Raw genomic sequence first — 25397 nt, forward strand, 5'->3', positions numbered from 1 at the left:
ATCCCTTCTTTGCATAACGTAATACACCTTATCTGTGGTTTTTAATTTAGTTAAGCACTATATATTGTGCATTGGGTTAACCAGGCCTGGTTAAAGACTCGCAAAAGTGCACACAGAATCTTGATGTTAAGTCTTAAACCTTATTTTTCTTATGGGTTGCAACCTGTTGAAAATTAACAAAAATATTTTTTAATGCTTGTGCTGTTTTTTGCATTTAAAAAGGCTGTAAGTTGTTGTCTTGTAATGAGTTTTTAGTTTTATTGAGTTGACAGTGGTGCTTAAGAGCAATATAGTGGCATCAAGTGGGGAGAAGTGGCGGAATGTGGGAGAAAAATGCTGTTTTTTAGAGGAATCAATTCAGTCAGTATCGATATTAAGGGACGCATGGCGATTCCTAAAAAGTATCGTGACGTGATAGCTCTAAGCAGCCACAACCAGTTGGTTGCCACTATTGATTTACACAGTCCTTGTTTATTAATTTACACATTAGACGAGTGGGAAATTATTGAACGCAAATTAATGGCGCTCCCCAATGTTGATCCACAAGCTCGTTTGTACCAACGATTGTTGTTAGGGCATGCGTCCGAGATGGAGATTGATTCACAAGGCCGAATCTTGTTGCCCAGCTTGCTAAGAGAACACGCCAAAATTGACAAAGAATCTATTCTGCTCGGACAAGGTAATAAGTTTGAGTTGTGGTCGCAAGAAGCTTGGGATGTTAGTCGTCCTGAAATGATTGAAAATGCAATGACCAATCAAATTTCGGATTCGCTGGCCAGCTTGAGTTTGTAAATGTTTAAAAATTGTAAAAACGATACAACACGATAGAAAACGATAAAACTGCAAAGGATTGAGTTGGGTGAATACATTGGATAATGAATCCTTAGCGAGTAACCCGGAGCACTCGGAAAATACGGCGTTTAGTCACTCTTCGGTACTCTTAACCGAATCGGTTGACGGTTTAGCGATTAAGCCCAATGGCATTTATATTGACGGTACGTTTGGACGCGGTGGTCATTCACGTCATATTCTTAATTCATTAGGTGAGAGTGGTCAGCTGTTGGCCATTGATCAAGATCCGGAAGCGATTGAGTTTGCTAAGAAAAATTTTACGGATGCCCGTTTTTCGATTCAGTACGGTAGTTTTGAAGACTTAATTGAATATTGTAGCGCGCGTAATTGGGTCGGAAAAGTGGACGGTTTACTGCTTGATTTAGGCGTATCTTCCCCTCAATTAGACGACGCTGAACGTGGGTTTAGTTTTATGCGTGAAGGGCCACTGGACATGCGAATGAACCCTCAGGCCGGATTAAGTGCCAGAGAGTGGTTGATCGAAGTGGATGAAGCAACGCTCAAGTTGGTGTTACAAAATTACGGTGAAGAACGTTTTTCTGGGCGCATTGCCCGAGAAATAAAAGAGGCCAGTGTGCTGGGAACGTTAAACACCACCACCGATTTAGCCAATTTGGTGAAACGCGTTTCACCTAAAACCGAAAAAAATAAACACCCGGCAACACGAACTTTTCAGGCAATTCGCATCGCGGTTAACCATGAATTGGATGTGTTAAAAAAGTATTAGAAGCCGCTGTAACCATTTTGGCACCCGGTGGCCGATTGTCAGTGATTAGTTTTCACTCGTTAGAAGATCGAATTGTTAAGGTTTTTATGCGTGACCAATCGATGATAAAAGATTTATTTCCCGATTCACCTATTTTAATAGAAGTAGTTGAACCGGTATTAAAACGAGTTGGGAAGCCTATTTTTCCTAGCCAAGAAGAGAGCCGGCACAATCCAAGATCGCGCAGTGCGGTGTTGAGAGTAGCCGAAAAAATTTAGTTGTGGCCTTTTAAAGGTCTCAAGTTATATCTTTAAACCCGGAGTTTAATGACCATCGCCTATTGGAAAAAAGGCCTAGTTGTGACAACGCCATATTAAAACAGCCATTTATAGAGGACCCAGCCATGAAATTTGTCGGAAAAGAAACCACGCCAGTGCGTACACCAGGCATGCCAGTGATTAAAGTAATCGGATTGGGCGGCGGTGGCGGCAATGCAGTTGAATACATGGTGCGCTCAGATGTTAAGGGCGTTGAATTTATTTGCGCCAACACCGATGCACAAGCACTGTCAAACTCTAGCGTTAAAACGTGCATTCAATTGGGTGTGAATGGTTTAGGTGCGGGTGCTGATCCAGAGCGTGGTCGCCAAGCTGCAAAAGACGACATTGATTTGGTTAAAGAACAATTAAAAGGCACTGATATGGTGTTTATTACTGCTGGAATGGGCGGTGGTACGGGAACGGGTTCGGCACCGGTTGTGGCGCAAGCGGCTCGTGAAATGGGGATTTTAACGGTAGGTGTGGTCAGCAAGCCGTTTAGTTTTGAGCGTCGCAATAAAGTTGCTGATGCAGGCATTGCCGAGCTAGCCCAGCACGTTGACTCTTTAATTACCGTACCAAACGATAAACTGTTAAAAGTATTGGGTCGTGATTTTGTTTTGGCCAAAGCCTTTGATTACGCTAACGAAGTGTTGTATGGCGCAGTGCAAGGTATCTCTGAATTGGTTACTCGTCCAGGGATGATTAACGTTGACTTTGAAGATTTACGCACAGTAATGGGCGAGCGTGGCATGGCCATGATGGGTGTAGGTCATGCAACGGGCGAAGATCGCGCTATTAAAGCGGCGCAAAAGGCCATTGCTAATCCTTTGCTTGAAGATATTTCGGTGTCAGGTGCACGTGGTTTGCTGGTGAATATTACCAGTGGTTTAGACTTTACCTTAGGTGAGTTTAACGAAGTGGGCGATGTAATTGACCAAGTAGCAGCACCGGATGCCCGCGTTATTATTGGAACATCGGTGGATGAGTCAATGACCGATTCAATTCGTGTCACCATTGTCGCCACCGGTTTGGCACCTATTGATGCAGATGCAAAAAAACCTGAACTGGTAAAGCCTGCTCTACAAGCGGTTCACACGCCTCAGCCTGAAGTATATGAAGCGGCCAGACCAGTTCAAACGCATTTTAATACAGCTCAGCATACAACACAGCACACCACGCAATTTGCAACACCGTCTTATGCTGAAGCGCCTTTAATGCAAGAACCTGAAGTGGTACGCCCTAAGATGGTGGTTAACGGCAGTGCGCATGTTGGGACTCAAAGTGCCAACTATTTGGATATTCCAGCGTTTTTACGCCGTCAAGCAGATTGATGCCTGCCTGATTTGGGGTGGTTTGTGCTTTTGTTGTAAAGACTGTCGTAAAGATACTAAGCTCTTAAAGCACCCTGAGTCAGTAAGTAAAATGAGTTTAAAATGCTAAAAAGATTTCTAAGCCCACCCACTTAAGTGATGTTAAGTGGCGTGGGCTTTTTCTGTTATTTCTGACGGGTATGGTGTTGGCCAGCATGGTGTCGATTGTGAAGGTTCAGCATGAAATTCGCACGTTAGAAAGTCAATATTATCAATCATTGCGTGCGTCTTTACAGGCCAAGGATGAATGGGGGCGTTTAATGTTAGAAAAAACGCACTTAACCTCGCCCGCTCGTGTGGAAAAAATTGCCCGAAATTCGTTGGGCATGACCACCAGTAAAACGCACTATCAAACACTTTATTTAATGCCAGACACTCAACAAATGCCTAAAGAAAAATCGAATGTTAAAAAATAATTATTGCAGTTTACTATGTTTAAGCTAAGACGCGATAACGTTGTTTTTTGGCTGATTGTTGTGGGAATGCTGCTCATTGTGGGCAGAGCATTTCATGTGCAGGTTATTAAAACTCAGTTTTTGCAAGATGAGGGCGATAAGCGCCATATTAGAACCATTGAAATTCCGGCTCCACGCGGTGAAATTTACGACCGCAACGGCTCATTATTGGCATTGAGTACACCTATGGCTTCGGTTTGGGTGGATCCTAAAGTAATGGTCGAGCATGAGTCGCAATACTTAAGATTTTTAAGGCTCATCAATAAAACCGATGCGGAACTAACCGAACTGGCAAAGCGTAATAAACATAAGCGGTTAAGTTTTGTAGATTACGCAAAAGATCGTGATACGGTGGCGGCCATTATGGCGCTTGAGTTACCGGGTATTTACACTAAACTTGAAGACATTCGCTACACCAATGGTGAGCATTCGATAGAAGTCGATAAGTCTTACCCTTCCGTGTGGGTCGATTTAAACATGATTAATCGCTATCGCTATTCGTACTCACACTTGGCAGAACTTTTGTCACAATCCAGTCAAGTTTTAGCGCAAAAAATTCGTGACAATAATCAGCGTCGTTTTATGTATTTGCAACGCTCCATCACCCCTGAGGTTGCCGCGAAAGTCGAGGATCTTAATTTGGTGGGTGTATACACTCAGGATGAGTTTAAGCGCTACTATCCTGCGGGTGAAAGCACGGCTCATTTGGTGGGGTTTACCAATATTGATGACAAAGGTATTGAAGGGATTGAGCTGGCATATGATGATTGGCTAAAGGGTTCGGCCGGTAAAAAACAGGTGGTTAAAGATCGTGCTGGCCACGTTGTCGATTTTGTGCGCGATGTAGTGCCTGCTAAACCCGGTAAATCGATGACATTGAGCATTGACCAAAATATTCAATTTTTTGCCTATCGTGCCTTAAAAGCCGCGATGATTCAGCACCAAGCGTTATCGGCCAGCTCGATTATTTTAGACGCAAAAACCGGCGAGATTTTATCGTTGGTCAACCTCCCCGGCTATAATCCTAACGATCCAAGTCAACGAACAAGCCAGTTAATGCGTAACCGTGCAGTCACCGATTTAATGGAACCTGGCTCGACCGTGAAGCCTTTTATTATTGCCAAAGCACTGGATAAAGGCGTGATTACGCCAGAGAGCCAAATTGACACATCTCCGGGATATTTTCGCGTGCAAGGACGACGTTTTAGTGATACACACAACAACGGAGTGTTAAGTCCCGAGAGCATTATTCAAAAATCAAGCAACGTGGGGGCGGCTAAAATTGCTTTAATGTTAACGCCACAAGAGCAACGTGATTTGATGGACAGCATTGGTTTTGGTCGTGACAGCGGTCTGTTTTTACCCGGTGAAAGCACCAAGGCCTTAAAGCCTATTTCGGTGTGGACACCGCTTGACCAAGCCTCGGCTTCATTTGGATATGGTTTTAACATTAACTTACTTAATTTGGCACACGCTTATTTGTTGTTGGCCAATCAGGGCAATATGATGCCGCTAAGCGCCATTAAATTAAACCAGCCACCGGTGCTTACTCCGGTAATTAAAGCCAAAGCGGCTAACGATACGTTGTTAATGATGGAAAAAGTAGTCGCTCCTGGCGGAACAGCGGTCAAAGGGCAAATTCCGGGTTACCGTGTGGCAGGAAAAACCGGTACATCGCATAAAACCAAGCGGTTGGGTGGGTATGAAGAAAACACGTATTTGTCGCAGTTTGCAGGCATAGTGCCGGTGTCTAATCCCGATATGGTAATGGTGGTGCTCATGAATGAGCCCAGTCGCGGAGTCTATTATGGCGGGGCGGTAGCCGCTCCTGTGTTTAGTCAAGTGATGCAAGAAGCGTTACGTTTGCGCAACATAGCACCGGATGCCTTGTCAGGCGAACACCGAAAGAGTAAATGACATGCCAACGTTCTCCACGCCTAGACAAAATAAATCGCTGACCCAAAGCAAAACGGTGCAGGATGTTGCGCAGTTTTGGTTGTATCGCATGGAGGGCGGGGCAGAACAAGTACATTCTGTTTTGGGTCATCTAACCGTTGATTCTCGTCAAGTAACGTGCGGCGATGTCTTTATTGCATTGCAGGGACATACGGCTCATGGATTGGATTATTTAACAGCGGTTTTAAACAAGCAACCAGGCCTGGTCATAAGTGACAGAGCTTTGTCGGATGAAGAAAATCAACGGTTAAAAACCATTGCACCGTCCACTGAGGTTTGGGTAATAGAGGGTTTGTCCCAACGTTTAGGTGACTTTGCCGATTGGTTTTATCACCACCCGAGTCAACGCATTAAGGTAGTGGGTATTACCGGTACCAATGGCAAAACATCCACGGCTTTTTACACGGCACAACTGTTGCAAAAAATGGGGCAAACGGTCGCGTTAATGGGTACGCTGGGCAATGGGTTAATGAACCAATTGCAGCCCAGTGCCAATACAACGCCCGACGCCATTAGCGTGCAGCGTTTGCTTGCACAGTTTGCAGAGCAAGGCGCGCAGTGGGTGGTGATGGAGGTGTCTTCGCACGCCTTGGTGTTGCAACGCATTCAAGCCGTGCACTTTAATACGGTGGCTTTAACGCAAGTAACCCGTGATCATTTAGATTTTCACCAAACCGAGCAAGCCTATCACGCGGCCAAAAAAATGCTGTTTACTGATTACTTGAGCCAACACAAAGTGATTAACGCAGATGATTCATTGGGCTTGCTATTAAAAGGTCAGTTTTTAGAGGCTGGACAAGAGAGTGTGTGGGCGTACGGTATTTCGAGTGCCGATGTGTCATTAGACATGCGTTGCAGTCAATTTGAGTTACAACCCCAAGGTTTACTCGTTTATTTAGGCTTGCCAGGCCAGGAACAATATGCGGTCAATATTGCGTTGATGGGCGGGTTTAACGTGCAAAACGTGCTGTGTGCATTGTCAATTTTATTGGTTAATAAATTTTCATGGACGCCATTGCGTCAAGCCTTAGCAGATTTAAGTCCGGTGTCAGGACGAATGCAGCGGGTGGCACTTCAACCAAGGGTGGTGGTCGATTTTGCCCACACTCCAGACGCATTAGAACAGTTGTTAGCGGCCGTACAAGGACACCTTGTACCTGGTCCTGTGTCAGCCAAGCCGGAAGAAGCCCCACAGTTGTGGTTGGTGTTTGGTTGTGGTGGTAATCGTGATGCGGGCAAACGGCCATTAATGGCTAAAGTAGCGCAAAAAATGGCTGATAAAATAATCATAACCAATGATAATCCACGTTTTGAATCACCTCAGGCTATTGTGGACGATATTTTACAGGGGTTTTCGGCATCGGCCGGCAACGTCCGTATTGAGTTAGATCGCCAAAAAGCCATCGAAAGTGCGTTGCAATTGGCTAACCCTAACGACGTTGTGGTTATAGCGGGCAAGGGTCATGAAACTTACCAGGACATTGAAGGCGTTAAAACGCCGTTTAGCGATGAACAAATAGTCGTCAATTTTTAGCCGCGTTGCATGCGGCGCAACCAAAAAATGCGTTGTCATGACCCACGCGAATGAATGGGTTGCAATGATGCAACGGCAACTGTTAGGCGAAAGCCATGAACAATTTTCAAACCACGGCAGGCAAGGTAACCGCATGAATAACACACCGTCAAACAATCGCATCACTAAGCAGTCTGGTGAGTTTTCTTGGTTATTAAGCGATTTAATTGAGAGTACTCAAGGCGTGCTTATGACCGGTGCGGGCTTAGATTTAGGGCAGGATTGCCCACAGTTTAATAGTGTAAGCACAGACAGTCGAACATTAGAGCCTGGTGCGTTATACATTGCGTTAGTGGGTGAGCACTTTGATGGGCATGATTTTATTCACAGTGCCGTGGCGCAGGGTGCGGCCGCGGTATTGGTTTCAACTTGGCATGCCAACTTACACATTGGTGTCCCTGCGGTACTTGTGGACGATACACGTTTGGCATTAGGGCAGTTTGCGCGTTGGCACAGATTGCAAATGCCATTAAAAAAATGCATTGCCATTACCGGAAGTAATGGTAAAACAACCACCAAAACTTGGTTAGACACTATTTTTAGCCAAGTGGGGGCTACTTTGGCCACCGAGGGCAATTTAAATAACGACTATGGCGTACCGCGCACCTTGTTAAATTTACGTCCAGAACATGAGTTTGCGATTATTGAAATGGGCGCTAACCACCGTGGCGAAATTGGTTATTTAACCCAGTTGGCTCTTCCAGACATTGCATTAATTACCAACGCATCGGCGGCTCATTTAGAGGGCTTTGGCAGTGTACAAAACGTGATTGAAACCAAAGGCCAGATTTTTTTAGGGTTAAATCAACGTCATGCCCCACATCATCTTCAAGCCAGTTTAGAGTCAAAGCACCCGCATGAAGAAGGCGTGGCGGTGATTAACACCGATTCGATGGGCTATGCTGAATGGCGAAATCTGCTTAAAACTCAGCACATTAGCCAGTGTTATAAGTTTGGTACCGATGAGCAAGCGGATGTTCAAGTATTGGACTCTGCGGTCAACGCATCTGGCATCACAGTAACCTTACAGTTTAATCACTTGTTGAGCACTGAGTTTACCCATGCATTACCGCCTAATATTCAACTTGATTTACCGGTATTGGGCGCCCACAACGCTTTAAATGCCGCAGCCTGTGTGGCTGTAGCGTTAAGTGCGGGACTAACCTGGGCGCAAATTCAACCAGGCCTGGTGAGTTTTACTGGCGTAAAAGGGCGGTTGCAAAAGACTCGTTTAACGGCTATTAAGCATTTAGACGTTGATGTGATTGATGACAGTTACAACGCCAATCCCGCATCGGTTAAGGCGGGTATTGATGCTTTGGTAAGTTTACCAGGCCTGGCTATATTGTGTTTAGGCGCAATGGGTGAGTTGGGTGAGCAAGTGCATGCGGCTCATCAAGATGTGTCTCAATATGCGAAACAACAAGGTGTTGATTACCTTTTTGTACTGGGAGCCGCCGCTAAAGAAATGCCCATGGCGTTTGGCAAGCAAAGCCAATGGTTTGAGAGCCACGAAAATATGATTGCGGCCGTTAATACTATTCTTAAAGGGGTGTCGGCATCGTCTGCTGCCGCAAACGATCTGCGACACGTTACCATTTTAGTAAAAGGATCGCGTTTGGCAAAAATGGAAAAAATTGTCCAAGGCTTAATGGCCATCGCTTAAGGGAGTAAAATCCTATTTCATCCCTTTACACCGCATTAAATTGACAGGAATTTAAGTATGCTCATTTATGTAACCGAATATTTACAACAGTATGTTTCTGGCTTTGGGGTGTTTAGTTACATTACCATGCGCGCCATTATGAGCGTGCTCACGGCATTGTTGCTGTCTTTTTTAATAGGTCCAGCCATGATTCGATGGCTTACTCGTCTAAAAGTAGGGCAAGCAATTCGTTCAGATGGTCCGCAAACTCATTTAATAAAAGCGGGCACGCCTACCATGGGCGGCACTATGATATTGTTTTCAATTGGCGTATCAGTGTTTTGTGGGGTAATTTAACCAACCATTATTTGCTGATTGTTACCTTATCAATGATGAGTTTTGGGGTGATAGGCTTTGTAGACGATTATAAAAAAGTGGTTTACAAAGACCCTAAAGGCATGCGCGCACGTACTAAATATTTATGGCAATCCATTATTGGATTGGCCACCGCATTTGCGCTGTACGCCATGGCCACGGTGCCCGCCGAAACCAATTTGCTAATCCCTTATATGAAAGATACGGTCATTCACTTGGGTGCGTGGACCATTGTTTTAAGTTACTTTGTGATTGTAGGAACTTCTAACGCTGTAAATTTAACCGACGGTTTAGACGGTTTAGCCATTATGCCCACCGTCATGATATCGGGTGCCTTAGCGGTGTTTGCGTATGTGTCTGGACACGTCTATTTTGCCAGTTATTTAAATATTCCTTATATTCCAGGCGTGGGTGAACTCACCATTTTAGCCGCCGCATTGGTCGGCGCAGGCTTGGGCTTTTTATGGTTTAATGCGCACCCCGCACAAGTGTTTATGGGCGATGTTGGTTCATTAGCCATTGGCGCCGCGTTAGGCGGTATCGCCGTAGCAGTTAAGCAAGAGTTGGTGTTGTTTATAATGGGCGGGATATTTGTAGCCGAAACGGTATCGGTTATTTTGCAAGTAGGCTCTTATAAATTACGAGGCAAACGCATTTTTTTAATGGCACCTTTGCACCATCATTACGAACAAAAAGGGTGGCCAGAATCACAAGTCATTGTGCGCTTTTGGATTATTACCATTATTTTAGTGCTTGTCGGCTTGGCCAGTTTAAAACTTCGTTAACTCACTGTGAGACCTTTGCACCAGGCAGGTACAAAGGTCTCAGAAATTAAAAAAATAAAATTAAATAAAGGTGTAAATCAAGCATGTATTTAGTGGCAGGTTTAGGAATGACCGGGCAATCGGTATTGCGTTATTTTGAAGCGCAAGGAGAAACTTGTCTGGCCTTTGATACTCGGGCTGATTTAGACATCGGCACACTCAAAAATTGTTTTCCCAGTATAGAATTTGCTGCAGGCAAATTGCCCAGCGAATGGATAGATCAATTTGAAACCATCGTATTAAGCCCCGGTATTGCACAAGCCGAGCCGTGGGTAGCCAGTTTGCGTGCCGCTGGCAAGCAGGTAATTGGCGATATTGAGCTGTTTGCTCGCGCCGTGGGCGTGCCGGTGATTGCCATAACGGGCTCTAACGGCAAAAGTACCGTGACCACCTTAACCGGTTTAGCACTTAAAGCCGCCGGTTATTCGGTGGCGGTGGGTGGCAATATTGGCGCTCCAGTGCTTGATTTATTGTTGGACGAAGTTGAATACGATATATATGTTTTAGAGTTGTCGAGTTTTCAGCTCGAAACCACCTATTCGTTGCAGACTATTGCAGCGACAGTGCTGAATATTTCTGAAGACCATATGGATCGCTACAATGAACTAGAAGATTACATTCAAGCCAAAACCAAAGTGTTTGAAAACAGTGAGCTGGCTGTATTGCCGGAAGGCTTTAGTACACAAGGCTTAATTCATCAGGCACAGATTGTTTATTTTGGCCTAGGCGAGGAGTTTGTCACCTCTTCTCAGCAGTATGGCATAACACACATAAATAACCAGGCCTGGTTTGTTTGTGGTCAAACGCCTATTGTTGCCGTAGCCTGCATGGCGCTGCAAGGCAAGCACCATCAACTTAACGCCTTGGCCATGATGGCGTTGTGCCAACCCCTTAACATCGACTTTAAATGCTTTGAAAATGTATTGTCAAACTTTAAAGGATTGGCACATCGCACACAGCTTACGGCGCGTTTTCAAGACGTCGACTGGATCAATGATTCTAAAGGCACCAACGTAGGCGCGACATTAACCGCCATTGAAAGTTTGGGCGGGCAAGCCACTGGTAAACTTATTTTACTGGCGGGTGGCGTGGGCAAAGAAGCCGATTTTTCACCCTTAAAACCGGCAATGGCACAATTTGGTAGGCATACGATTTTATTTGGACAAGACCAACAGTTATTGGCAGATGCCCTAGAAGACTTGCCCATGACCCGAGTGACTACATTAGAGCAAGCGGTCGAATTAGCAGGACAATTAGCGCAAGCCGGCGATTGTGTGTTGTTTTCGCCAGCGTGTGCAAGTTTTGATCAGTTTAAACACTACGCTCATCGCGGTGAAGTGTTTGGGCAATACGTGCAGCAGTTTATTGCCCGTTGTGAGCAAACCCTCTAATGTGGGCGCGCGCGGCAAGCACGGCTCGTCAATGGCCCATCGATTATGGGCTTTTGGCCATGTTGCTGGTGTTGATTACGCTGGGGTTGGCCATGGTATCGTCCAGCTCGGTCGCCATAGGCGAATCGCGTTTTGGGAGTGTAAACCACTACTTTAACCGTCAACTTATGTCATTGGGCTTGGCCACTATTGTGGTGTATTTAGTGTTTCAAGTGCCTTTGGCATTTTGGGAGGCGCACCGTGGAAAGCTATTTTTATTTGCTATTTTTTGCTGATATTAGTGCTGGTTTTTGGTCGAGAAATTAACGGCAGTAAGCGTTGGTTGCCTTTAGTTGTGATGAATTTTCAGCCTTCCGAGTTTATGAAACTCATTATTGTTATTTTTATGGCGGGCTATTTAGATCGCCATGCTTCAGCGGTAAAAGAAAGTTTTGAAGCGGTGTTTCGTTTGGCGTTGCCGTTTGGTCTTATGGCCATTTTATTGCTGTTAGAACCCGACTACGGCAGTACCTTGGTGATTGCAGTCATGATTACCGGCATGTTGTTGATTGCTGGCGCACCCTGGCGTTACTTTGTCTTTACGGTGTTGCCCATGGTGCTTATTTTGCTGGTGTTAGTGGCTACGTCTGAATACCGAATGGCGCGAGTTAGCAGTTTTTTGGATCCATGGCAAGACCCGTTTGGGGCGGGGTATCAATTAACTCAAGCCCTAATTGCCTCTGGGCGCGGAGAGTGGTTTGGGACTGGTTTAGGCGGCAGTATTCAAAAATTGTTGTATTTACCCGATGCGCACACCGACTTTTTGTTGTCTATTTACGGCGAAGAATTTGGCTTTATCGGCATTGTTTTTTTAGCTTTTTTATACATCGCTATTTTATGGCGTTTGTTTAGAATAGGGCGCAAAGCCATTGAGCGCGGCGTGTTTTTTGGCGGCATGATTGCCTACGGCATTGGCATTTGGATTATTTTGCAAGCAGGCATAAACATGGGCGTTAATATGGGTGCGTTTCCTACCAAAGGTTTAACGCTGCCTTTTATGAGTTATGGCGGCAGTAGTTTATTGCTGTTGTGTACCGCGTTGACCATTGTGTTTAGAGTAGATTACGAAACCCGTCGTATTCCACACGATGCAAACACCCGACCCGAACCGTTTAAAGAGAGTGTGTGATGAACCCTCCCCCTAAATATAAAATCATGATTATGGCCGGCGGCACCGGTGGGCATGTTTTTCCAGGCATTGCACTGGCGCATGCGCTGCAAAAGCAAGGCGTAGAGGTGGTTTGGTTGGGCACACAAGGTGGCATGGAAGCCGCTTGGGTTAATCAGGCTAATATTCAATTACACACTATTGCTATTAAAGGCTTAAGAGGCAACGGTGCATTAGGATGGTTAAAAGCCCCTATTCAGGTGACGCGAGCGGTGTGGGCGGCTAAGCGTATATTACGCCAACAAACCCCCGATTTGGTGTTGGGAATGGGCGGCTTTGTGTGTGGGCCTGGCGGTTTGGCGGCTAAACTCCTGGGTATTAAGCTGGTGATACATGAACAAAATGCTATTCCTGGGTTAACCAATAAATTGTTGGCGCGTCTGGCCACTCTGGTAATCACCGCATTTCAACAAAACGTCCTTAAAGGAACGAATGTTGAGTTATTGGGCAATCCCGTGCGAGCTGGATTGGAAGCGGTATCAACGGTCGAAAACACTCAGCCATGTCATTTGTTGGTGTTGGGTGGCAGTCGTGGTGCTCAGGCGTTAAATCAGATTTTACCTCAAGCATTGGCCTTAATGGCTCCCGAGCAACGTCCACACGTCACTCATCAAACCGGCGAAAAAACCTGGCAACAAACCCAACAAAACTATCAAGTGGCAGGGGTCAACGCCAGCATTGTTCCGTTTATAAGTGATATGCAAAAAGCTTACGCGCAAGCCGACATGGTGCTGTGTCGTTCGGGTGCGTTAACGGTGAGTGAATTGATGGCTTGCGCACGTCCTGCCATCATGGTGCCATACCCACATGCGGTGGACGATCATCAAACCGCCAATGCAAACGCGTTGGTGGCCATTGGCGGTGGTGAGATTATTGCTCAAGGCGACTTAACCCCTGCATTGTTGGCGCAGCGCTTATTAGAGTGGTGCGAAAACCCAAGCCAGCGCGTCGCTTCATCAATTGCCATTCGCGCCGGAGCACCCACTCAAGCCACCGAACGCATTGTTGCACGTCTTTTAACCCTGTTACAAAGCGCGTTGCCCGTACAAAAGCCATAAGTTAAAGCGTAAAGCGTTTATGGCAATATTGCCTTAAACGATAGTTGCTTAATCAATAAACGCGTAAATACCTTAAATATCACAAACATCCCACATGGCACTGAATTTGCTGTAACTCTTGCACTGTCAAAATTCCTGCAACGAGGCTGTGATGAATCACTTTCTAAAAAAACTCACCATAAAACAAAAAATGCGTTTTGGTTTTGGCGTTATCTGGTTTGTTTTAGCCATTATTACCATTCAAGCGGCCATTAATCTGTATGTAGTGCGGCTTAACGTGTCCGAAGTGGTCGAGCAAAAACAACCCTTGGCCATTGAGTCCAAAGAGTTGGCGTTTTTACTTGAAAAAAGCATGAATGCATTAAGCATGTATCTCTCTACCAACGACGAAAAACTCTTGCAACGCTATCAAGACGGTATTGAGGTAGTGCAAACGCGCATTGAAGTCATGCAACAATCGCTGGTGCAAAGTCAGTCGGGTGACGCGGCTTTGTCGCAATACGCCCAGATGTCTCAAAATTTACAGCAACTCAGTCCTTTAGTAGCGCAATTAGTTGACTTGCAAACCAGTCAGAGTAAAAAGTTTCCGGCGTTTGCTTACGTGGACACTCATATGCAAAGTATTGCACAAGCCATGCAACAAGAAATTAATCAAATGGTGCAGTCCGAGCTTAATGATTTGTCGGCCAACAGAAAAGCACTGGTGGCCGACGTGTTAGAGCTGCAAAAAAGCTGGTTTAATGTCACCAGCAGCTTACGCGGCTACATGGCGTTTAAAAGCCCTGAGATGATGGATGCCACTGAAAATTACCTGGATTTAATTGAACACATCAGTGAGCGCATTGCACAACATAAAACTGTTGAACTTACGCTTGAAGAGGCCGAAGGCATTGAGCAAGTCCAAGCACTTTACCAAACTTATCGTGAACATTATATGGTGCTTAAAAGCATTCATGAGGGCGCGCAATGGCGCCAAGACATTTGGCTAATGAAAGAGGAGATTGAACCGGTATTTAATCAGCTCGACAGCGGGTTACTGGCCATTTCAGATCAAGCTGTGCAAGAGATGACCCAGGTAAGTCAAGCCGTGGTTAATAGCAGTTTTAATAACATTGTCTTGTTGTTGGTGTTGTCGGTGCTTGGGCAAGTGGTGGGAATGATTATTTCACGTAAAGTGACTCAAGCGGTGGTAGAACCCATTACGCAAGCGGCCAACGCCATGAAAGATATTTCGGAGGGTCAGGGTGATTTGACTCGACGTTTGCCAATTAACAACCACGATGAAATGGGCGATTTAGCCCGTTACTTTAACGAGTTTATTCAAAAAATTCAGGGCATGCTAAAAGAGGTTACCAAAACTGTTGGGCAGCTTGAAAAATCGTCCAGTAAATTAATGGACATCACGCGTTCGGCCAAACAAGGAACTCAGCGGCAGTTGGACACCACGCGCCATTTATCAAACTCTATGATAGAGATGAGTTCTAAAGCCAAAAGCGTCGAAGATCATTCACATAATACATCACGCGCCACTCAGCAAGCGGCCGATCGGGTTAAAGAGGGCGGCGAAAAAGTCAATCTTACCGCCAATGAAATCCAAAAACTCTCGCAAGGCATGGAAGACATGACCGATGCAGTCACCTTATTGCGCACTGACAGCGAGATGATTGGAACGGTAGTAAGCGTGATTCGTGCTATTGCCGAGCAAACTAATTTATTGTCGTTAAACGCGGCCATAGAAGCGGCACGTGCCGGCGAACATGGCCGAGGCTTTGCAGTGGTGGCCGACGAAGTGCGCGGATTGGCGCAAAGAACTCAAGAATCTACGGTGCAAATTGAGCGCATTATAGATAAAATTCGTTCGGCTACATTGTCAACGGTAAAAGTGGTTGAATCGGGACAGGCGGCGACGCAGGCCAGTTGCCATGCCATTAGCAACACCAAGAAAACACTGCAACCGGTGGGGATTTTAATGGACGACATTAACCAAATGAGTGAGCAAATGTTTAATGCGGCGCACGCACAAAATGTTTTGGCACAGTCTATCAATCAACACATTGGTCAAATTCACGAGGTCACTGAGCAAAGTGTAGAGGGCGCGCACAAAACCGAGTTGGCCGGCCACGACCTTCAGCGTTTGGCCGATGAGTTGGAAACATTAGTACATCAATTTAAAATTTAACACTCCCTTTCTAAGCCTTGGCCAAGGTATGAATGCGGCTAAAGAACCTTATGCGGGTTTTTAGCCGATACTTCACATGCGCCGGTATTCTTTTTTTAATGCTTTAGACTATTTAATCGCATCGCTCTTGAATGAACGAGAGCTTGTTATTATTTATGCATTAAGGCTTTATCCCAAATATTATTTATTAAGATGCGCTGTTTATAAACAAGATTAACCAGGCCTGGTTATATTTTATGCGTAACTTCAATAAAACCTTCACGTAATTTTCGTTTGTTTTTCGTATTTATTATTTAATATAATCAATGTATTAATTGTTTTAGGTGGTTAACGTTTACGGTAAAACGTCACCGGTCATAAATAAAACAAATTAATCATAAAAATATTTTATCTATAAGTTTTTTAGGGTATAATCATTTCAAATTAATTAACTTTATAAAGGTATAAATAAAATGAATTTCAGAAACAAGCAAAAAGACAAAAATCGTATGGGTGGTTTTTTGAGCGTTAACCTATTATCAACCGGTGTGCCGATGGGTGTTTTAGCCATGATTTATTCGGCATTAAGTTTTACCTTCGGCAGCGCTGTGTAAGTCACTCTCCTAAAGTTACTTAATGTTTTACATTGTATTAAAAGCCTCGCAAGAGGCTTTTTTATGTCTAAACTTTAGCGAATTATTAGCGAATTATTTAGTCGCATTTCTCTATCCCTGCGAGCGCAGCGGTTTTTTGTTATGATGCTTTTATTTTTTTGCGCGGCTTTGGTAAGTCATCTACCGTGCAAAGGCCTCTCCTAATTAATAAAGTGTAGAAAACTATGTGGCACTATCCTCAAATTGACCCAGTGGCGTTGGCGTTGGGTTCGTTTCAAATTCATTGGTACGGAATTATGTACCTGTTGGCGTTTGGCCTAGGTTGGTTTTACGGTGTGCGCCGGGCGCGTAAGTTAGAACCTTGGAACAGCGAAATGGTCGGCGATTTGCTGTTTTACGTCGCCTTGGGGGTTATTTTAGGCGGTCGAATTGGCTATATTTTGTTTTACGATTTTGCTCATTACTCGCAAAACCCGTTGGACGTGCTTAAAGTCTGGCAAGGCGGCATGTCGTTTCACGGTGGATTGTTAGGGGTTACGGTGGCGATGGCGCTGTTTGCGCGTAAAATTGGCCAAAACCTGTTTCAGGTCGCCGATTTTGTCGCTCCATTGATACCCATTGGTTTGCTCACTGGGCGCATTGGTAATTTTATTAATGGCGAGCTTTGGGGCAAAGTGACCGATTCGCCCTGGGGCATGGCGGTGTACGACCCGCAAGTGCAGGCCGTGGTGATTAAATACCCCACGCAATTATTGCAGGCCTTGTTAGAGGGGTTGGTGCTGTTTATTATTTTGGCCATTTACGCTCGTAAACCCCGCCCAGCGGGCGCGATTGCCGGACTGTTTTTAGTGGGCTACGGCAGTTTTAGATTTGTGGCCGAATTTTACAGAATGCCCGATGCTCAGCTAGGCTATTTGGCATGGAATTGGTTGACCATGGGGCAAGTGTTGTCATTGCCGATGGTCTTAGTGGGTGCGGGATTAATGGTGTGGGTGTATCGCCGCCAATCAAGGCGTGCTCAAACTCAAAAGGTGGGCTAAACCATGCAAGCGTACTTAGATTTATTACAACATATTATGAACAACGGCACGCTTAAGGGCGATCGCACGGGCACGGGCACGCGCTCGGTGTTTGGCTACCAAATGCGCTTTGATTTGCAACAAGGGTTTCCGCTGGTCACCACAAAAAAACTCCACATACGTTCTATTGTGCACGAGTTGTTGTGGTTTTTAACCGGCGACACCAATATTCAATATTTAAAAGACAACGGTGTGCGCATTTGGGACGAATGGGCTACTGAGCAAGGGGATTTAGGGCCGTTGTACGGCAAGCAGTGGGTTGCCTGGCAAGCGCCCAACGGGCAAACCATCAACCAAATTGCCGAGGTGATTGAAATCCTTAAAACCAATCCCAACAGTCGACGCATGATTGTCACCGCCTGGAACCCCGCCGACTTGCCGGACGAACAACTCAGTCCGCAACAAAATGTCCACAACGGCAAAATGGCGTTGGCAACTTGTCATGCATTTTTTCAATTTTACGTGGCCAACAATAAGCTCTCTTGCCAGTTATATCAGCGCAGCGCCGACACCTTTTTGGGTGTGCCGTTTAACATTGCCAGTTACGCCTTGTTGGTGCATATGATTGCCCAGCAAACCGGTTACCAAGTGGGTGAGTTTGTCTGGACTGGCGGCGATGTGCATTTGTACAATAACACGTTAGAACAAGCGAAAACTCAATTGCAACGCACGCCATACCCATTGCCAACCCTGGTGATTAAACGTCATCCGCCCACTATTTTTGATTATTGTTTTGACGATTTTGAGATCGTGGGTTACGAGTCGCATCCTCACATTAAAGCCCAGGTGTCGGTATGAAAATTGCCCTAATTGCCGCCATGACGCATGATCGAGTCATTGGTTTAGACAACGACATGCCGTGGCATCTGCCCGACGATTTAAAATTTTTTAAAGCCACTACGCTGGGTAAGCCGGTGATTATGGGGCGAAAAACGTTTGAGTCGATTGGTTCTAAACCTTTGCCCAATCGCCTTAATATCGTGATCAGTCGTAATCCCGATTTTAAAGTGCAAGGCGTACACCTCTTTACGTCGGTAGCGTTAGCATTGCAGGACTTACCAGGCCTGGTAGATATAAGTACAAACAATTTTGAAGTCATTATTATGGGCGGTGGCCAGTTGTACGCTCAAATGCTGCCGCAAGCTGACCGCTTATATTTAACCTTAATTGACGCCAATATTAACGGCGATACTTACTTTCCCGATTGGCAGGAGAACGCTTGGCACGAAGTAGAGCGTATTCATCACCCAAAAGATGAGCGCCATGCTTTTGCGTTTGATTTTGTGACATTGCAAAAAAGGTTTTGAAGCCTTTGCCGTCAGGGGTTGAACAAGCCGAGTGCGCGTCATTTTTTAAAACCCTTAAGTGGGTTTTTTATGTAATTAAATATTAGCATTTCCTTAAATAAAGTAAGTTTATTTGGCTATATTTATATTTAATCACCAAGGTGGGCAAACTCCCCTAGAATGATTGCTCTATTAGCGGTTAGAGGCAGTTTTAAACCGGTTTTAGCGGGATTGCGCCTAGTAATTGTCGCAGTTAAAGACGATAAAAACGTAAAAAACGCGTTAAAAGGTGTAGTGATATGAGCATAAAATTCAAAATGGTACTGGGAATAGTTGGGGCTTTAGTTTTATTGTTGATCAGTAATTTGGCAACGCAGTATTTTATTAACCAAACCCATCAAACCCTTTCGGTGGTGATTGATGTTAATGGCGAAAAATTGTCGCTGTTAAATCAGCTTAAAAATGTATCGGACGCCCGCGAAATTGAATTGCTCAATATTGTCCTGCTCGAAGAAGAATCGCCAGAGTACAACGCGCAATTAGAGGCCGCTAAATTAAAGCTCACCAAAACAGCCAGCCAAGTGTTTACTATTTTTGAACAGCTTAACAAAATGCCGCTGGAAAAAGCCGAGCAAGATATCTACGACGAGCTTAGAACCAATGTATCAAGCGCTAATGCCAGTTTTGGTGGTTTTATGACCGCGGTGAATGAAGGCTTTAAAGACGAGGCTGTCGTGATTATGCGCGAAGAGTTTCGTCCCAAGTACAAAGCGTTTGCCGAGATAGTTGAACATTTTAGAGAGTATCAAATTAACCTCAATAAAGCGTCTATTGAAAACTTGTATTCTGAGCAAGAGCAAGGCGTTTTTTATTTGTGGTTTGGCTTGTTTATAACCTTATTGGTTTTTAGTACGGGGGGCGTTTTATTTGCAAGGCGTTTTTTACGTCCTATCAATGCAATGCTCGACACCATGACGCGAATTACACAAACCGGTGAGTTGAGTCACCGAGTCAGCGTGGTGGGCAACGATGAGTTGTCAATTACGGCACGAGCAATAAACTCGTTGCTAGACGACATTAGCCAGGCCACTCATGGGGTTAACGTAGTGTTAACCGACATTGCTTTAGGCAAATTTGACAGTCGAGTAGAGGGCGATTTAAAAGGCGATTTTTTACGCATGAAATCAGACGTAAACAGCTCTGTAGACCAAGTACAGTTGGTCATGGGTATTTTAGAACTTACCGCTCAAAACTTTAGAGCTGGAATTTTAGACGTGCCCAAAGACGATTCAGTCCCTTTAACGGGAAAGTTTTCGGATGTGATGTTTAGTCTAGATCGTTCGGCCATTCGTATGAAAGACACCGTTAATTCGATTGCAGATACTTTAAACAGTCTGGCCAACGGTAATTTTACGGTTCGTGCCAAAGCAGGTGCCCGCGGTGATTTTGTACCCTTAACCGATTCCCTTAACCTAACCCTAAGCGACCTTGAGCGCTTTGTAAACGAAGTGGCCGGTGTTCAAGCCGCCATCAGCAGTGGCGATTTAACTCAGTCAGTTAAGGGCATGTATTTGGGTAAAATGGCGGTGCTCAAAGACTCCTTAAACAGTTCGATTAAAAATACCGCGGTGATGGTGGCCAAGGTAGAGGCTATTACTCAGTCGGTGGTAAGCGGCGTTGAGAGTATGGCGCAAGGCAACAGTGATATTTCAGCGCGAGTACAGCAACAAGCGGCCGCGTTAGAACAGACGGCTTCGTCCATAGAAGAGGTGACCGGCAGTGTGCGTCAAAACGCTGATAATTCAGCTCAAGCCAATCAAAAAACGGTTGGCGCACAGCGTCGTTTAACCGAGGGCTTAGAAACCATGAAAATGGCCATGAGCTCAATGGAAGAAATGGCGCGTGCGAGCCAAAAAATTAATGATATTACCGCCATTATTGATGGCATCGCATTTCAGACCAACTTGTTGGCTTTAAACGCGGCGGTTGAAGCGGCGCGCGCAGGTGAGCACGGTCGAGGATTTGCAGTGGTTGCTTCTGAAGTACGTAATTTGGCGGGTAAATCAGCGCAAGCCGCCAATGAAATTAAAGGTTTAATTCAAAACAGCGTTAAAATTTCGCAAGTCAGCGGCGCGTATGTCGGGCAGACCAGTGATGCATTAAGCACCATCAATTTGGCCATGCAAGAAGTCAGCGACATGATTTCAGAAATTTCGGCTGCAAGTTCTGAGCAAACCCATGGCATTGAACAGATTAATACCGCCATTGCGACTATGGACAGCATGACGCAACACAACGCCGCCGTGGTCGAAACAGCGGCCGAAGGCAGTCGTGCGCTTTTAGGCGACGCCGATTTACTGCGCGCGCAAGTCAGTTTATTTACCATTGATGCCAATACAAAAGAGCGCATGAATAGGCTGATTCATTCAAATACGGGCATGCAATTTGAAAAAATGATTGAAGCGCACATGGCTTGGAAAGGCCGAATTAGAGCCTATGTAGAAGGCATGGACATTGGTATTAATTACGATACCGCCACCGATCATACAGCGTGTATTTTAGGCAAGTGGTTTTACAGCGATGGACAGCAGTTTATTTATTTACCGGCCATGCAGCAACTGGGCGACGAGCATATGCAAATGCATCAAGCTATTAAAGGGGTAATGGACGCAAAATTGGTAGAAGATTTGCAGTTGGTCGAAAGCGGTTTAGCCGTGGTGGATGCCCAAAGCGAAAAAGTGGTTGGGTTGTTGTATGAATTGATTGAGCAAATTGTGTAGTTTTTTACAGCACTTTTAATGCTTAGACCGATTTTGGTGTTTAAAGTGTTTAGAGTGTTTATAACAAAAAAGCCCTTTGATCAGGCCTGGTCAAAGGGCTTTTTTATGAGTTTTAATGTCTATTGAAACCTTTGCACCGTTCTGGTGTAAAGGTCTTGTTAAGGTTATTGAGGTGATTTTTTAGTCAGCAATGCTAAAAATATTAACGTGGCCATCAATACAATCGCAGGCCCTGTGGGCACGTCCCAGTAATACGATGCCAATAAACCTAATAGCACCGACACACTGCCCAATAGCATGCTCATAAATAACATTTTTTCGGGAGTCGCTGACAGCTTGCGAGCCGCGGCGGCAGGAATAATAAGCAATGAAGTGACTAATAACACGCCGACAATTTTCATTGAAAGGGCAATCATTAACGCCAGGAGCAATACAAATTGTAATTGCACCCATTTAACGGGCACGCCTTCAACCTGTGCCAAATCGGGGTTTAGGGTAAGGTTAAGCAGGTCTTGCCAGTGGCGCATGTAAAACAACGCTATAAACCCTCCCACTAGGGCAATTAAGGCTAAATCAAACGCGTTAATGCTTAAAATGTCGCCAAATAAATAGCCCATTAAATCGACCTGCACGTTGTCTTGTAAGCTAATCAGCACTAAACCTAATGCTAGGCTGCTGTGGGCTAAAATGCCTAATAACGTGTCGGCAGAAAGTTGGCGGGTTTGCCCTAAATAAAAGACACCCCAGGCAATTAACAGCGATACCACAATCACACTAAGGGTTAAATTAGTCTGAAAAAACAGCCCAATACTCACGCCCAATAACGCCGAGTGAGCCAGCGTGGCACCAAAGTACGACTGACGTTGCCACACCACAAACACGCCCAGCGGCGCCGAAATGAGTGCTACACCCAAACCGCCCAGTAACGCAAATAACATAAAATCAGCCAACATCATTGTGATTTCTCCTGGCGAGTAAGGCTAATAATAGGCAAAGGTTTAAGCGCACTACCAGGTTGAGTTGCTTTAAGCGAATGTCCGTGGGTATGGTCGCATTTTGACGGGTCGTGATGGTGTTCGTAAAACGCGATAATGTCAGTTTGCCCACCAAACAGCGCTCTAAACTCGGGCGACTGGCTAACGTCTTGCGGGTGACCCGAACAGCAAATATGTTGATTAAGGCACAATACCTGATCGGTGTTTTTCATCACGATGTGCAAGTCGTGACTGACCATTAAAATCCCGCAGCCGCGCTGGTGTCTAATTTGATTAATATACTGATACAGCTCGGTTTGCCCTTGAATATCCACCCCTTGAACCGGCTCGTCTAGCACCAATAAATCAGGCTCACGTACTAAAGCGCGTGCCAGTAAAATACGTTGCATTTCGCCCCCCGAAACCCTTTGAATCGGTTGAGTTAGTAGGTGAGCAATATTGAGTTCGCTAATGACTTGCAAAAGGGTTGTGGTATTATTGTCGGCCAAATTTTGTATGCTTTTTTTAGGGTTGTGCTTATGTGGTACGCCCAGGGTTAAAAATCGTTCAACCGTCATAGGCAGCGTAGGGTCTATTTGAATTTTTGGGGCATAAAGCCAATCTTAAGACCGCTTTTACGCACCACCTTGCCCGATGTGGGTTTTAACAGCCCCAATAAGATTTTAAGCAGGGTGGATTTTCCCGCGCCATTGGGGCCAATTAACGTCACAATTTCTTTGGAATGAATGGCCAATGAAACGTTGTTAAGCACTTCTGTTGAGCCAAATTGATGGCTAATTTGGCTGACTTCAATGAGCGGTTTGCGGGGGGCGTTAACCATAAAATGGGTTTTCCTAAAAATCAAAGCGTGGTGTGCGAAGGGTATTTGCCCCTGTATTTTGCAGGCTATTTTAGCGTTATCTGTGACATTACGAGTAGGAGTTTTACCAGTGATAAAAAAGTGATGAATTTAAGCGTGAGTGCGTGGTTTAGCATTGTGGTCTTGAGTGCGCTGCATACTGCGCACACGGTGCAGGCGGCGAATGTGGTGGTGTCTATTCCTCCGTTGGCAGGTTTAATTGCGCCTTTATTGGGTGAGAACGATCAACTGCATGTGCTGTTGCAACCTGGGGTGTCGCCGCATGGTTTCCAGTTAAAACCGTCTCATTTAAAGCAGTTAACGCAGGCCGATTTAATTGTCGCCGTAGGCTCACCCGTTGATCAGTGGATGCATAAAGCCAGTAATGCTCAAACGGCAGTGCGCCTTAATATGCTAGAGCTCCCAGGCTTAGAGAAACTGCCCTTACGCCAGGGTGGCTTGTGGGAGTCGCACCGAGCAAAAGACACGCCTAAAAATCAACACGATCATGACCATGAGCATGAAAGTAACATGGCTTACGACGGTCATTTATGGATGTCATGGACTAACGCCGTGTTATTGGTTAACGCGGTCAGCGCGCAATTGCAGCGCGCTAATCCAACAGAGGTGACGGCCATACAACAACGCACCCAGGCCTGGTTAACGCGTTTAAACGCCAGTCAAACCCATATTGCAGGGCAACTTAAGCCGTTTACTCACCACGGGTTTTTAGTGCTGCATGATGCGTTTCAATATTTTGAACACCAATTTGGTTTAAAGGGCATGGGGTCTATTCGCCTTAATCCCGAGTTGCCGCCCAGTTTAAAACGCATTGATACGCTCAGAGAAAAAATTAAAACGGGTCAAGTACGTTGCATTTTTAAAGAGCCGCAGTTTCCTGAAAAAAATGTCTTAGCCGTGGTGCAAGGTTTGTCGGTCAATATAGGTCAACTTGATCCAATGGGGTCGGTGTATGTCTTTGAATACGCACAGCGCAACCCAAATGAGTCTAAACGCGATTACGTAAACTACGACGTGATGATGCAGGGTTTGGCCGATGCTTTTAGTCAATGTTTGACGCAGTAGCCATCGTGAAATCGTTAAGTTTAACGCCATTAAACATCGCTATAGTGGGTTTGCCGGGGGCTGGAAAATCACGTGTTCTAGCCAGTCTTAGCCAGCACTCATTAACGACCAGGCCTGGTCAATCGTGTGAAATAAATGTCTTTTTGCCCGATTTAGATTCCGCTATGACAGCGCAAATTTGGCAGGTATGGTGTGTTGTCGACGTGCGCAAACCTTTGCTGACGGGTCGCGACGTTTATGTAGAGCAAGCGTTGCACGACTTATTACGCCAAGCACATGGTGTGGTGTTGACGTTTTTAGAACAGGCCGATTTAACTCAGCAGGCCTGGTGGAACCATTGGTTAAAACATCATTACCCGCATTTACCCGTCGTGCGCTGGTTAAATCAACAGTTTACCCCCCAATGGCCAGGATTTGAACTCGATGCAGTCAACAGCGTAATAAATGTGCCTCTGCCGGGGGCTTGGCAGCGTTTTGAGTTTGATTTGGGGCGGGTCTGTTTAGACCATTTGTTAATGGGTTTGGACGCATCCAAAAGCAATTTAGACATGGCTATTTGGCGGGTGCACGGAGTGCTTAATACGCTGGAATATCAAAATGCCGTGGCGGTAGAGGGTACGCCCACGCTGTTACAAAGCTTTGCGGCAGAGGCCAATTTGGCATACGCACCTGGGCAATTGGTTATTGAAGGTTTTCATCTTGACCAGGCCTGGTTAACGCAAATTGTCATGGCCGCAACGTAAAATAAACTTAGAGCAAGTTGCAGCAACTTTGGCACAAAGATAGACTTTTTATGAATAACCTACTAAAATACTCTGAAATTCAATTT

General features: G+C 45.3%; 19 protein-coding genes and 3 pseudogenes. 19 read left to right on the forward strand and 3 right to left on the reverse strand.

The features are described 5' to 3' along the window. Positions 1 to 333 precede the first annotated feature (333 nt). From mraZ to EP181_RS02425, 17 genes and pseudogenes are all read left to right on the forward strand, one after another. Positions 334 to 792, forward strand: coding sequence for a division/cell wall cluster transcriptional repressor MraZ (gene mraZ, locus EP181_RS02350; RefSeq protein ID WP_127470232.1), 459 nt, complete (start codon positions 334 to 336; stop codon positions 790 to 792). Positions 793 to 868: 76 nt separating this feature from the next. After that, positions 869 to 1836: pseudogene (gene rsmH / locus EP181_RS02355) on the forward strand (16S rRNA (cytosine(1402)-N(4))-methyltransferase RsmH). Positions 1837 to 1961: 125 nt separating this feature from the next. Continuing rightward, entirely contained in the window at positions 1962 to 3209 is a 1248-nt protein-coding gene (ftsZ, locus tag EP181_RS02360; RefSeq protein WP_127470233.1) for a cell division protein FtsZ, read from the forward strand. Between the two features lie 113 nt (positions 3210 to 3322). Further along, a complete protein-coding gene (gene ftsL / locus EP181_RS02365; protein ID WP_127470234.1) occupies positions 3323 to 3664 on the forward strand; it encodes a cell division protein FtsL in 342 nt (113 codons plus the stop codon). A 15-nt stretch (positions 3665 to 3679) separates the two neighbouring features. Beyond that, positions 3680 to 5620 (forward strand): peptidoglycan D,D-transpeptidase FtsI family protein, encoded by a 1941-nt coding sequence (locus EP181_RS02370; RefSeq protein ID WP_127470235.1) that lies wholly within the window; start codon positions 3680 to 3682, stop codon positions 5618 to 5620. A gap of 1 nt (position 5621) precedes the next feature. Next, complete coding sequence (locus EP181_RS02375) at positions 5622 to 7193, forward strand: UDP-N-acetylmuramoyl-L-alanyl-D-glutamate--2,6-diaminopimelate ligase (protein ID WP_172959670.1); 1572 nt, start codon at positions 5622 to 5624, stop codon at positions 7191 to 7193. A 133-nt stretch (positions 7194 to 7326) separates the two neighbouring features. After that, entirely contained in the window at positions 7327 to 8898 is a 1572-nt protein-coding gene (locus EP181_RS02380; protein WP_232023485.1) for a UDP-N-acetylmuramoyl-tripeptide--D-alanyl-D-alanine ligase, read from the forward strand. A gap of 57 nt (positions 8899 to 8955) precedes the next feature. Beyond that, positions 8956 to 10037, forward strand: a pseudogene (gene mraY, locus EP181_RS02385) (phospho-N-acetylmuramoyl-pentapeptide-transferase). An 83-nt stretch (positions 10038 to 10120) separates the two neighbouring features. Next, on the forward strand, positions 10121 to 11467 hold the full coding sequence (murD, locus tag EP181_RS02390; protein ID WP_127470238.1) for a UDP-N-acetylmuramoyl-L-alanine--D-glutamate ligase: 1347 nt from the start codon (positions 10121 to 10123) through the stop codon (positions 11465 to 11467). 92 nt (positions 11468 to 11559) lie between these two features. Then, a pseudogene (gene ftsW / locus EP181_RS02395) lies at positions 11560 to 12635 on the forward strand (putative lipid II flippase FtsW). Further along, entirely contained in the window at positions 12635 to 13732 is a 1098-nt protein-coding gene (gene murG / locus EP181_RS02400) for an undecaprenyldiphospho-muramoylpentapeptide beta-N-acetylglucosaminyltransferase (protein WP_127470239.1), read from the forward strand. Before ftsW ends, murG begins: the two are co-directional and overlap by 1 nt. A 151-nt stretch (positions 13733 to 13883) precedes the next feature. After that, the gene (locus tag EP181_RS11835) at positions 13884 to 15911 is read left to right on the forward strand and encodes a methyl-accepting chemotaxis protein (protein ID WP_127470240.1); all 2028 of its coding nucleotides are present in this window, start codon (positions 13884 to 13886) and stop codon (positions 15909 to 15911) included. A gap of 452 nt (positions 15912 to 16363) precedes the next feature. Continuing rightward, entirely contained in the window at positions 16364 to 16504 is a 141-nt protein-coding gene (locus EP181_RS11865; RefSeq protein WP_172959671.1) for a hypothetical protein, read from the forward strand. Between the two features lie 224 nt (positions 16505 to 16728). Then, positions 16729 to 17544, forward strand: a complete 816-nt coding sequence (gene lgt, locus EP181_RS02410; protein WP_127470241.1) for a prolipoprotein diacylglyceryl transferase — start codon at positions 16729 to 16731, stop codon at positions 17542 to 17544. Between the two features lie 3 nt (positions 17545 to 17547). Then, positions 17548 to 18381 (forward strand): thymidylate synthase, encoded by an 834-nt coding sequence (locus EP181_RS02415; protein WP_127470242.1) that lies wholly within the window; start codon positions 17548 to 17550, stop codon positions 18379 to 18381. Beyond that, complete coding sequence (folA, locus tag EP181_RS02420) at positions 18378 to 18890, forward strand: type 3 dihydrofolate reductase (protein WP_127470243.1); 513 nt, start codon at positions 18378 to 18380, stop codon at positions 18888 to 18890. The genes EP181_RS02415 and folA overlap by 4 nt, the downstream gene beginning before the upstream one ends. A gap of 278 nt (positions 18891 to 19168) precedes the next feature. Further along, positions 19169 to 21649, forward strand: a complete 2481-nt coding sequence (locus EP181_RS02425; RefSeq protein WP_127470244.1) for a methyl-accepting chemotaxis protein — start codon at positions 19169 to 19171, stop codon at positions 21647 to 21649. Positions 21650 to 21813: 164 nt separating this feature from the next. Here EP181_RS02425 and EP181_RS02430 read toward each other — a convergent pair whose 3' ends face one another. The 3 genes from EP181_RS02430 to EP181_RS12600 are packed head-to-tail and all read right to left on the reverse strand — an operon-like array spanning position 21814 to position 23464. Then, positions 21814 to 22605, reverse strand: coding sequence for a metal ABC transporter permease (locus tag EP181_RS02430; protein WP_338064739.1), 792 nt, complete (start codon positions 22603 to 22605; stop codon positions 21814 to 21816). Beyond that, the gene (locus tag EP181_RS02435; protein ID WP_269471145.1) at positions 22602 to 23201 is read right to left on the reverse strand and encodes an ATP-binding cassette domain-containing protein; all 600 of its coding nucleotides are present in this window, start codon (positions 23199 to 23201) and stop codon (positions 22602 to 22604) included. The genes EP181_RS02430 and EP181_RS02435 overlap by 4 nt, the downstream gene beginning before the upstream one ends. Before the next feature lie 14 nt (positions 23202 to 23215). Next, positions 23216 to 23464 carry an ATP-binding cassette domain-containing protein gene (locus EP181_RS12600; protein ID WP_269471146.1) on the reverse strand — a complete coding sequence of 83 codons (249 nt, stop codon included), beginning with the start codon at positions 23462 to 23464 and terminating at the stop codon, positions 23216 to 23218. A gap of 3 nt (positions 23465 to 23467) precedes the next feature. Between EP181_RS12600 and EP181_RS02440 the strand changes: the two genes are divergently transcribed. Continuing rightward, entirely contained in the window at positions 23468 to 24568 is a 1101-nt protein-coding gene (locus EP181_RS02440; protein ID WP_172959672.1) for a zinc ABC transporter substrate-binding protein, read from the forward strand. Continuing rightward, positions 24553 to 25311, forward strand: coding sequence for an ATP-binding protein (locus EP181_RS02445; protein WP_127470246.1), 759 nt, complete (start codon positions 24553 to 24555; stop codon positions 25309 to 25311). Before EP181_RS02440 ends, EP181_RS02445 begins: the two co-directional genes overlap by 16 nt. The last annotated feature ends 86 nt before the right edge of the window (positions 25312 to 25397 follow it).

This window comes from Thiomicrorhabdus aquaedulcis (assembly GCF_004001325.1).
Lineage (GTDB): Bacteria > Pseudomonadota > Gammaproteobacteria > Thiomicrospirales > Thiomicrospiraceae > Thiomicrorhabdus > Thiomicrorhabdus aquaedulcis.

Coding starts and splice junctions, on each gene's coding strand:
- EP181_RS02415 (WP_127470242.1), top strand. CDS start 17,548: ATGCAAGCGTACTTAGATTTATTACAACATATTATGAACAACGGCACG.
- lgt (WP_127470241.1), top strand. CDS start 16,729: ATGTGGCACTATCCTCAAATTGACCCAGTGGCGTTGGCGTTGGGTTCG.
- EP181_RS11835 (WP_127470240.1), top strand. CDS start 13,884: ATGAATCACTTTCTAAAAAAACTCACCATAAAACAAAAAATGCGTTTT.
- mraZ (WP_127470232.1), top strand. CDS start 334: ATGCTGTTTTTTAGAGGAATCAATTCAGTCAGTATCGATATTAAGGGA.
- EP181_RS02380 (WP_232023485.1), top strand. CDS start 7,327: ATGAATAACACACCGTCAAACAATCGCATCACTAAGCAGTCTGGTGAG.
- EP181_RS02440 (WP_172959672.1), top strand. CDS start 23,468: ATGGGTTTTCCTAAAAATCAAAGCGTGGTGTGCGAAGGGTATTTGCCC.
- EP181_RS02445 (WP_127470246.1), top strand. CDS start 24,553: ATGTTTGACGCAGTAGCCATCGTGAAATCGTTAAGTTTAACGCCATTA.
- EP181_RS02425 (WP_127470244.1), top strand. CDS start 19,169: ATGAGCATAAAATTCAAAATGGTACTGGGAATAGTTGGGGCTTTAGTT.
- EP181_RS12600 (WP_269471146.1), bottom strand. CDS start 23,464: ATGGTTAACGCCCCCCGCAAACCGCTCATTGAAGTCAGCCAAATTAGC.
- ftsZ (WP_127470233.1), top strand. CDS start 1,962: ATGAAATTTGTCGGAAAAGAAACCACGCCAGTGCGTACACCAGGCATG.
- EP181_RS02370 (WP_127470235.1), top strand. CDS start 3,680: ATGTTTAAGCTAAGACGCGATAACGTTGTTTTTTGGCTGATTGTTGTG.
- EP181_RS02430 (WP_338064739.1), bottom strand. CDS start 22,605: ATGATGTTGGCTGATTTTATGTTATTTGCGTTACTGGGCGGTTTGGGT.
- folA (WP_127470243.1), top strand. CDS start 18,378: ATGAAAATTGCCCTAATTGCCGCCATGACGCATGATCGAGTCATTGGT.
- murD (WP_127470238.1), top strand. CDS start 10,121: ATGTATTTAGTGGCAGGTTTAGGAATGACCGGGCAATCGGTATTGCGT.
- EP181_RS02375 (WP_172959670.1), top strand. CDS start 5,622: ATGCCAACGTTCTCCACGCCTAGACAAAATAAATCGCTGACCCAAAGC.
- EP181_RS11865 (WP_172959671.1), top strand. CDS start 16,364: ATGAATTTCAGAAACAAGCAAAAAGACAAAAATCGTATGGGTGGTTTT.
- EP181_RS02435 (WP_269471145.1), bottom strand. CDS start 23,201: ATGACGGTTGAACGATTTTTAACCCTGGGCGTACCACATAAGCACAAC.
- murG (WP_127470239.1), top strand. CDS start 12,635: ATGAACCCTCCCCCTAAATATAAAATCATGATTATGGCCGGCGGCACC.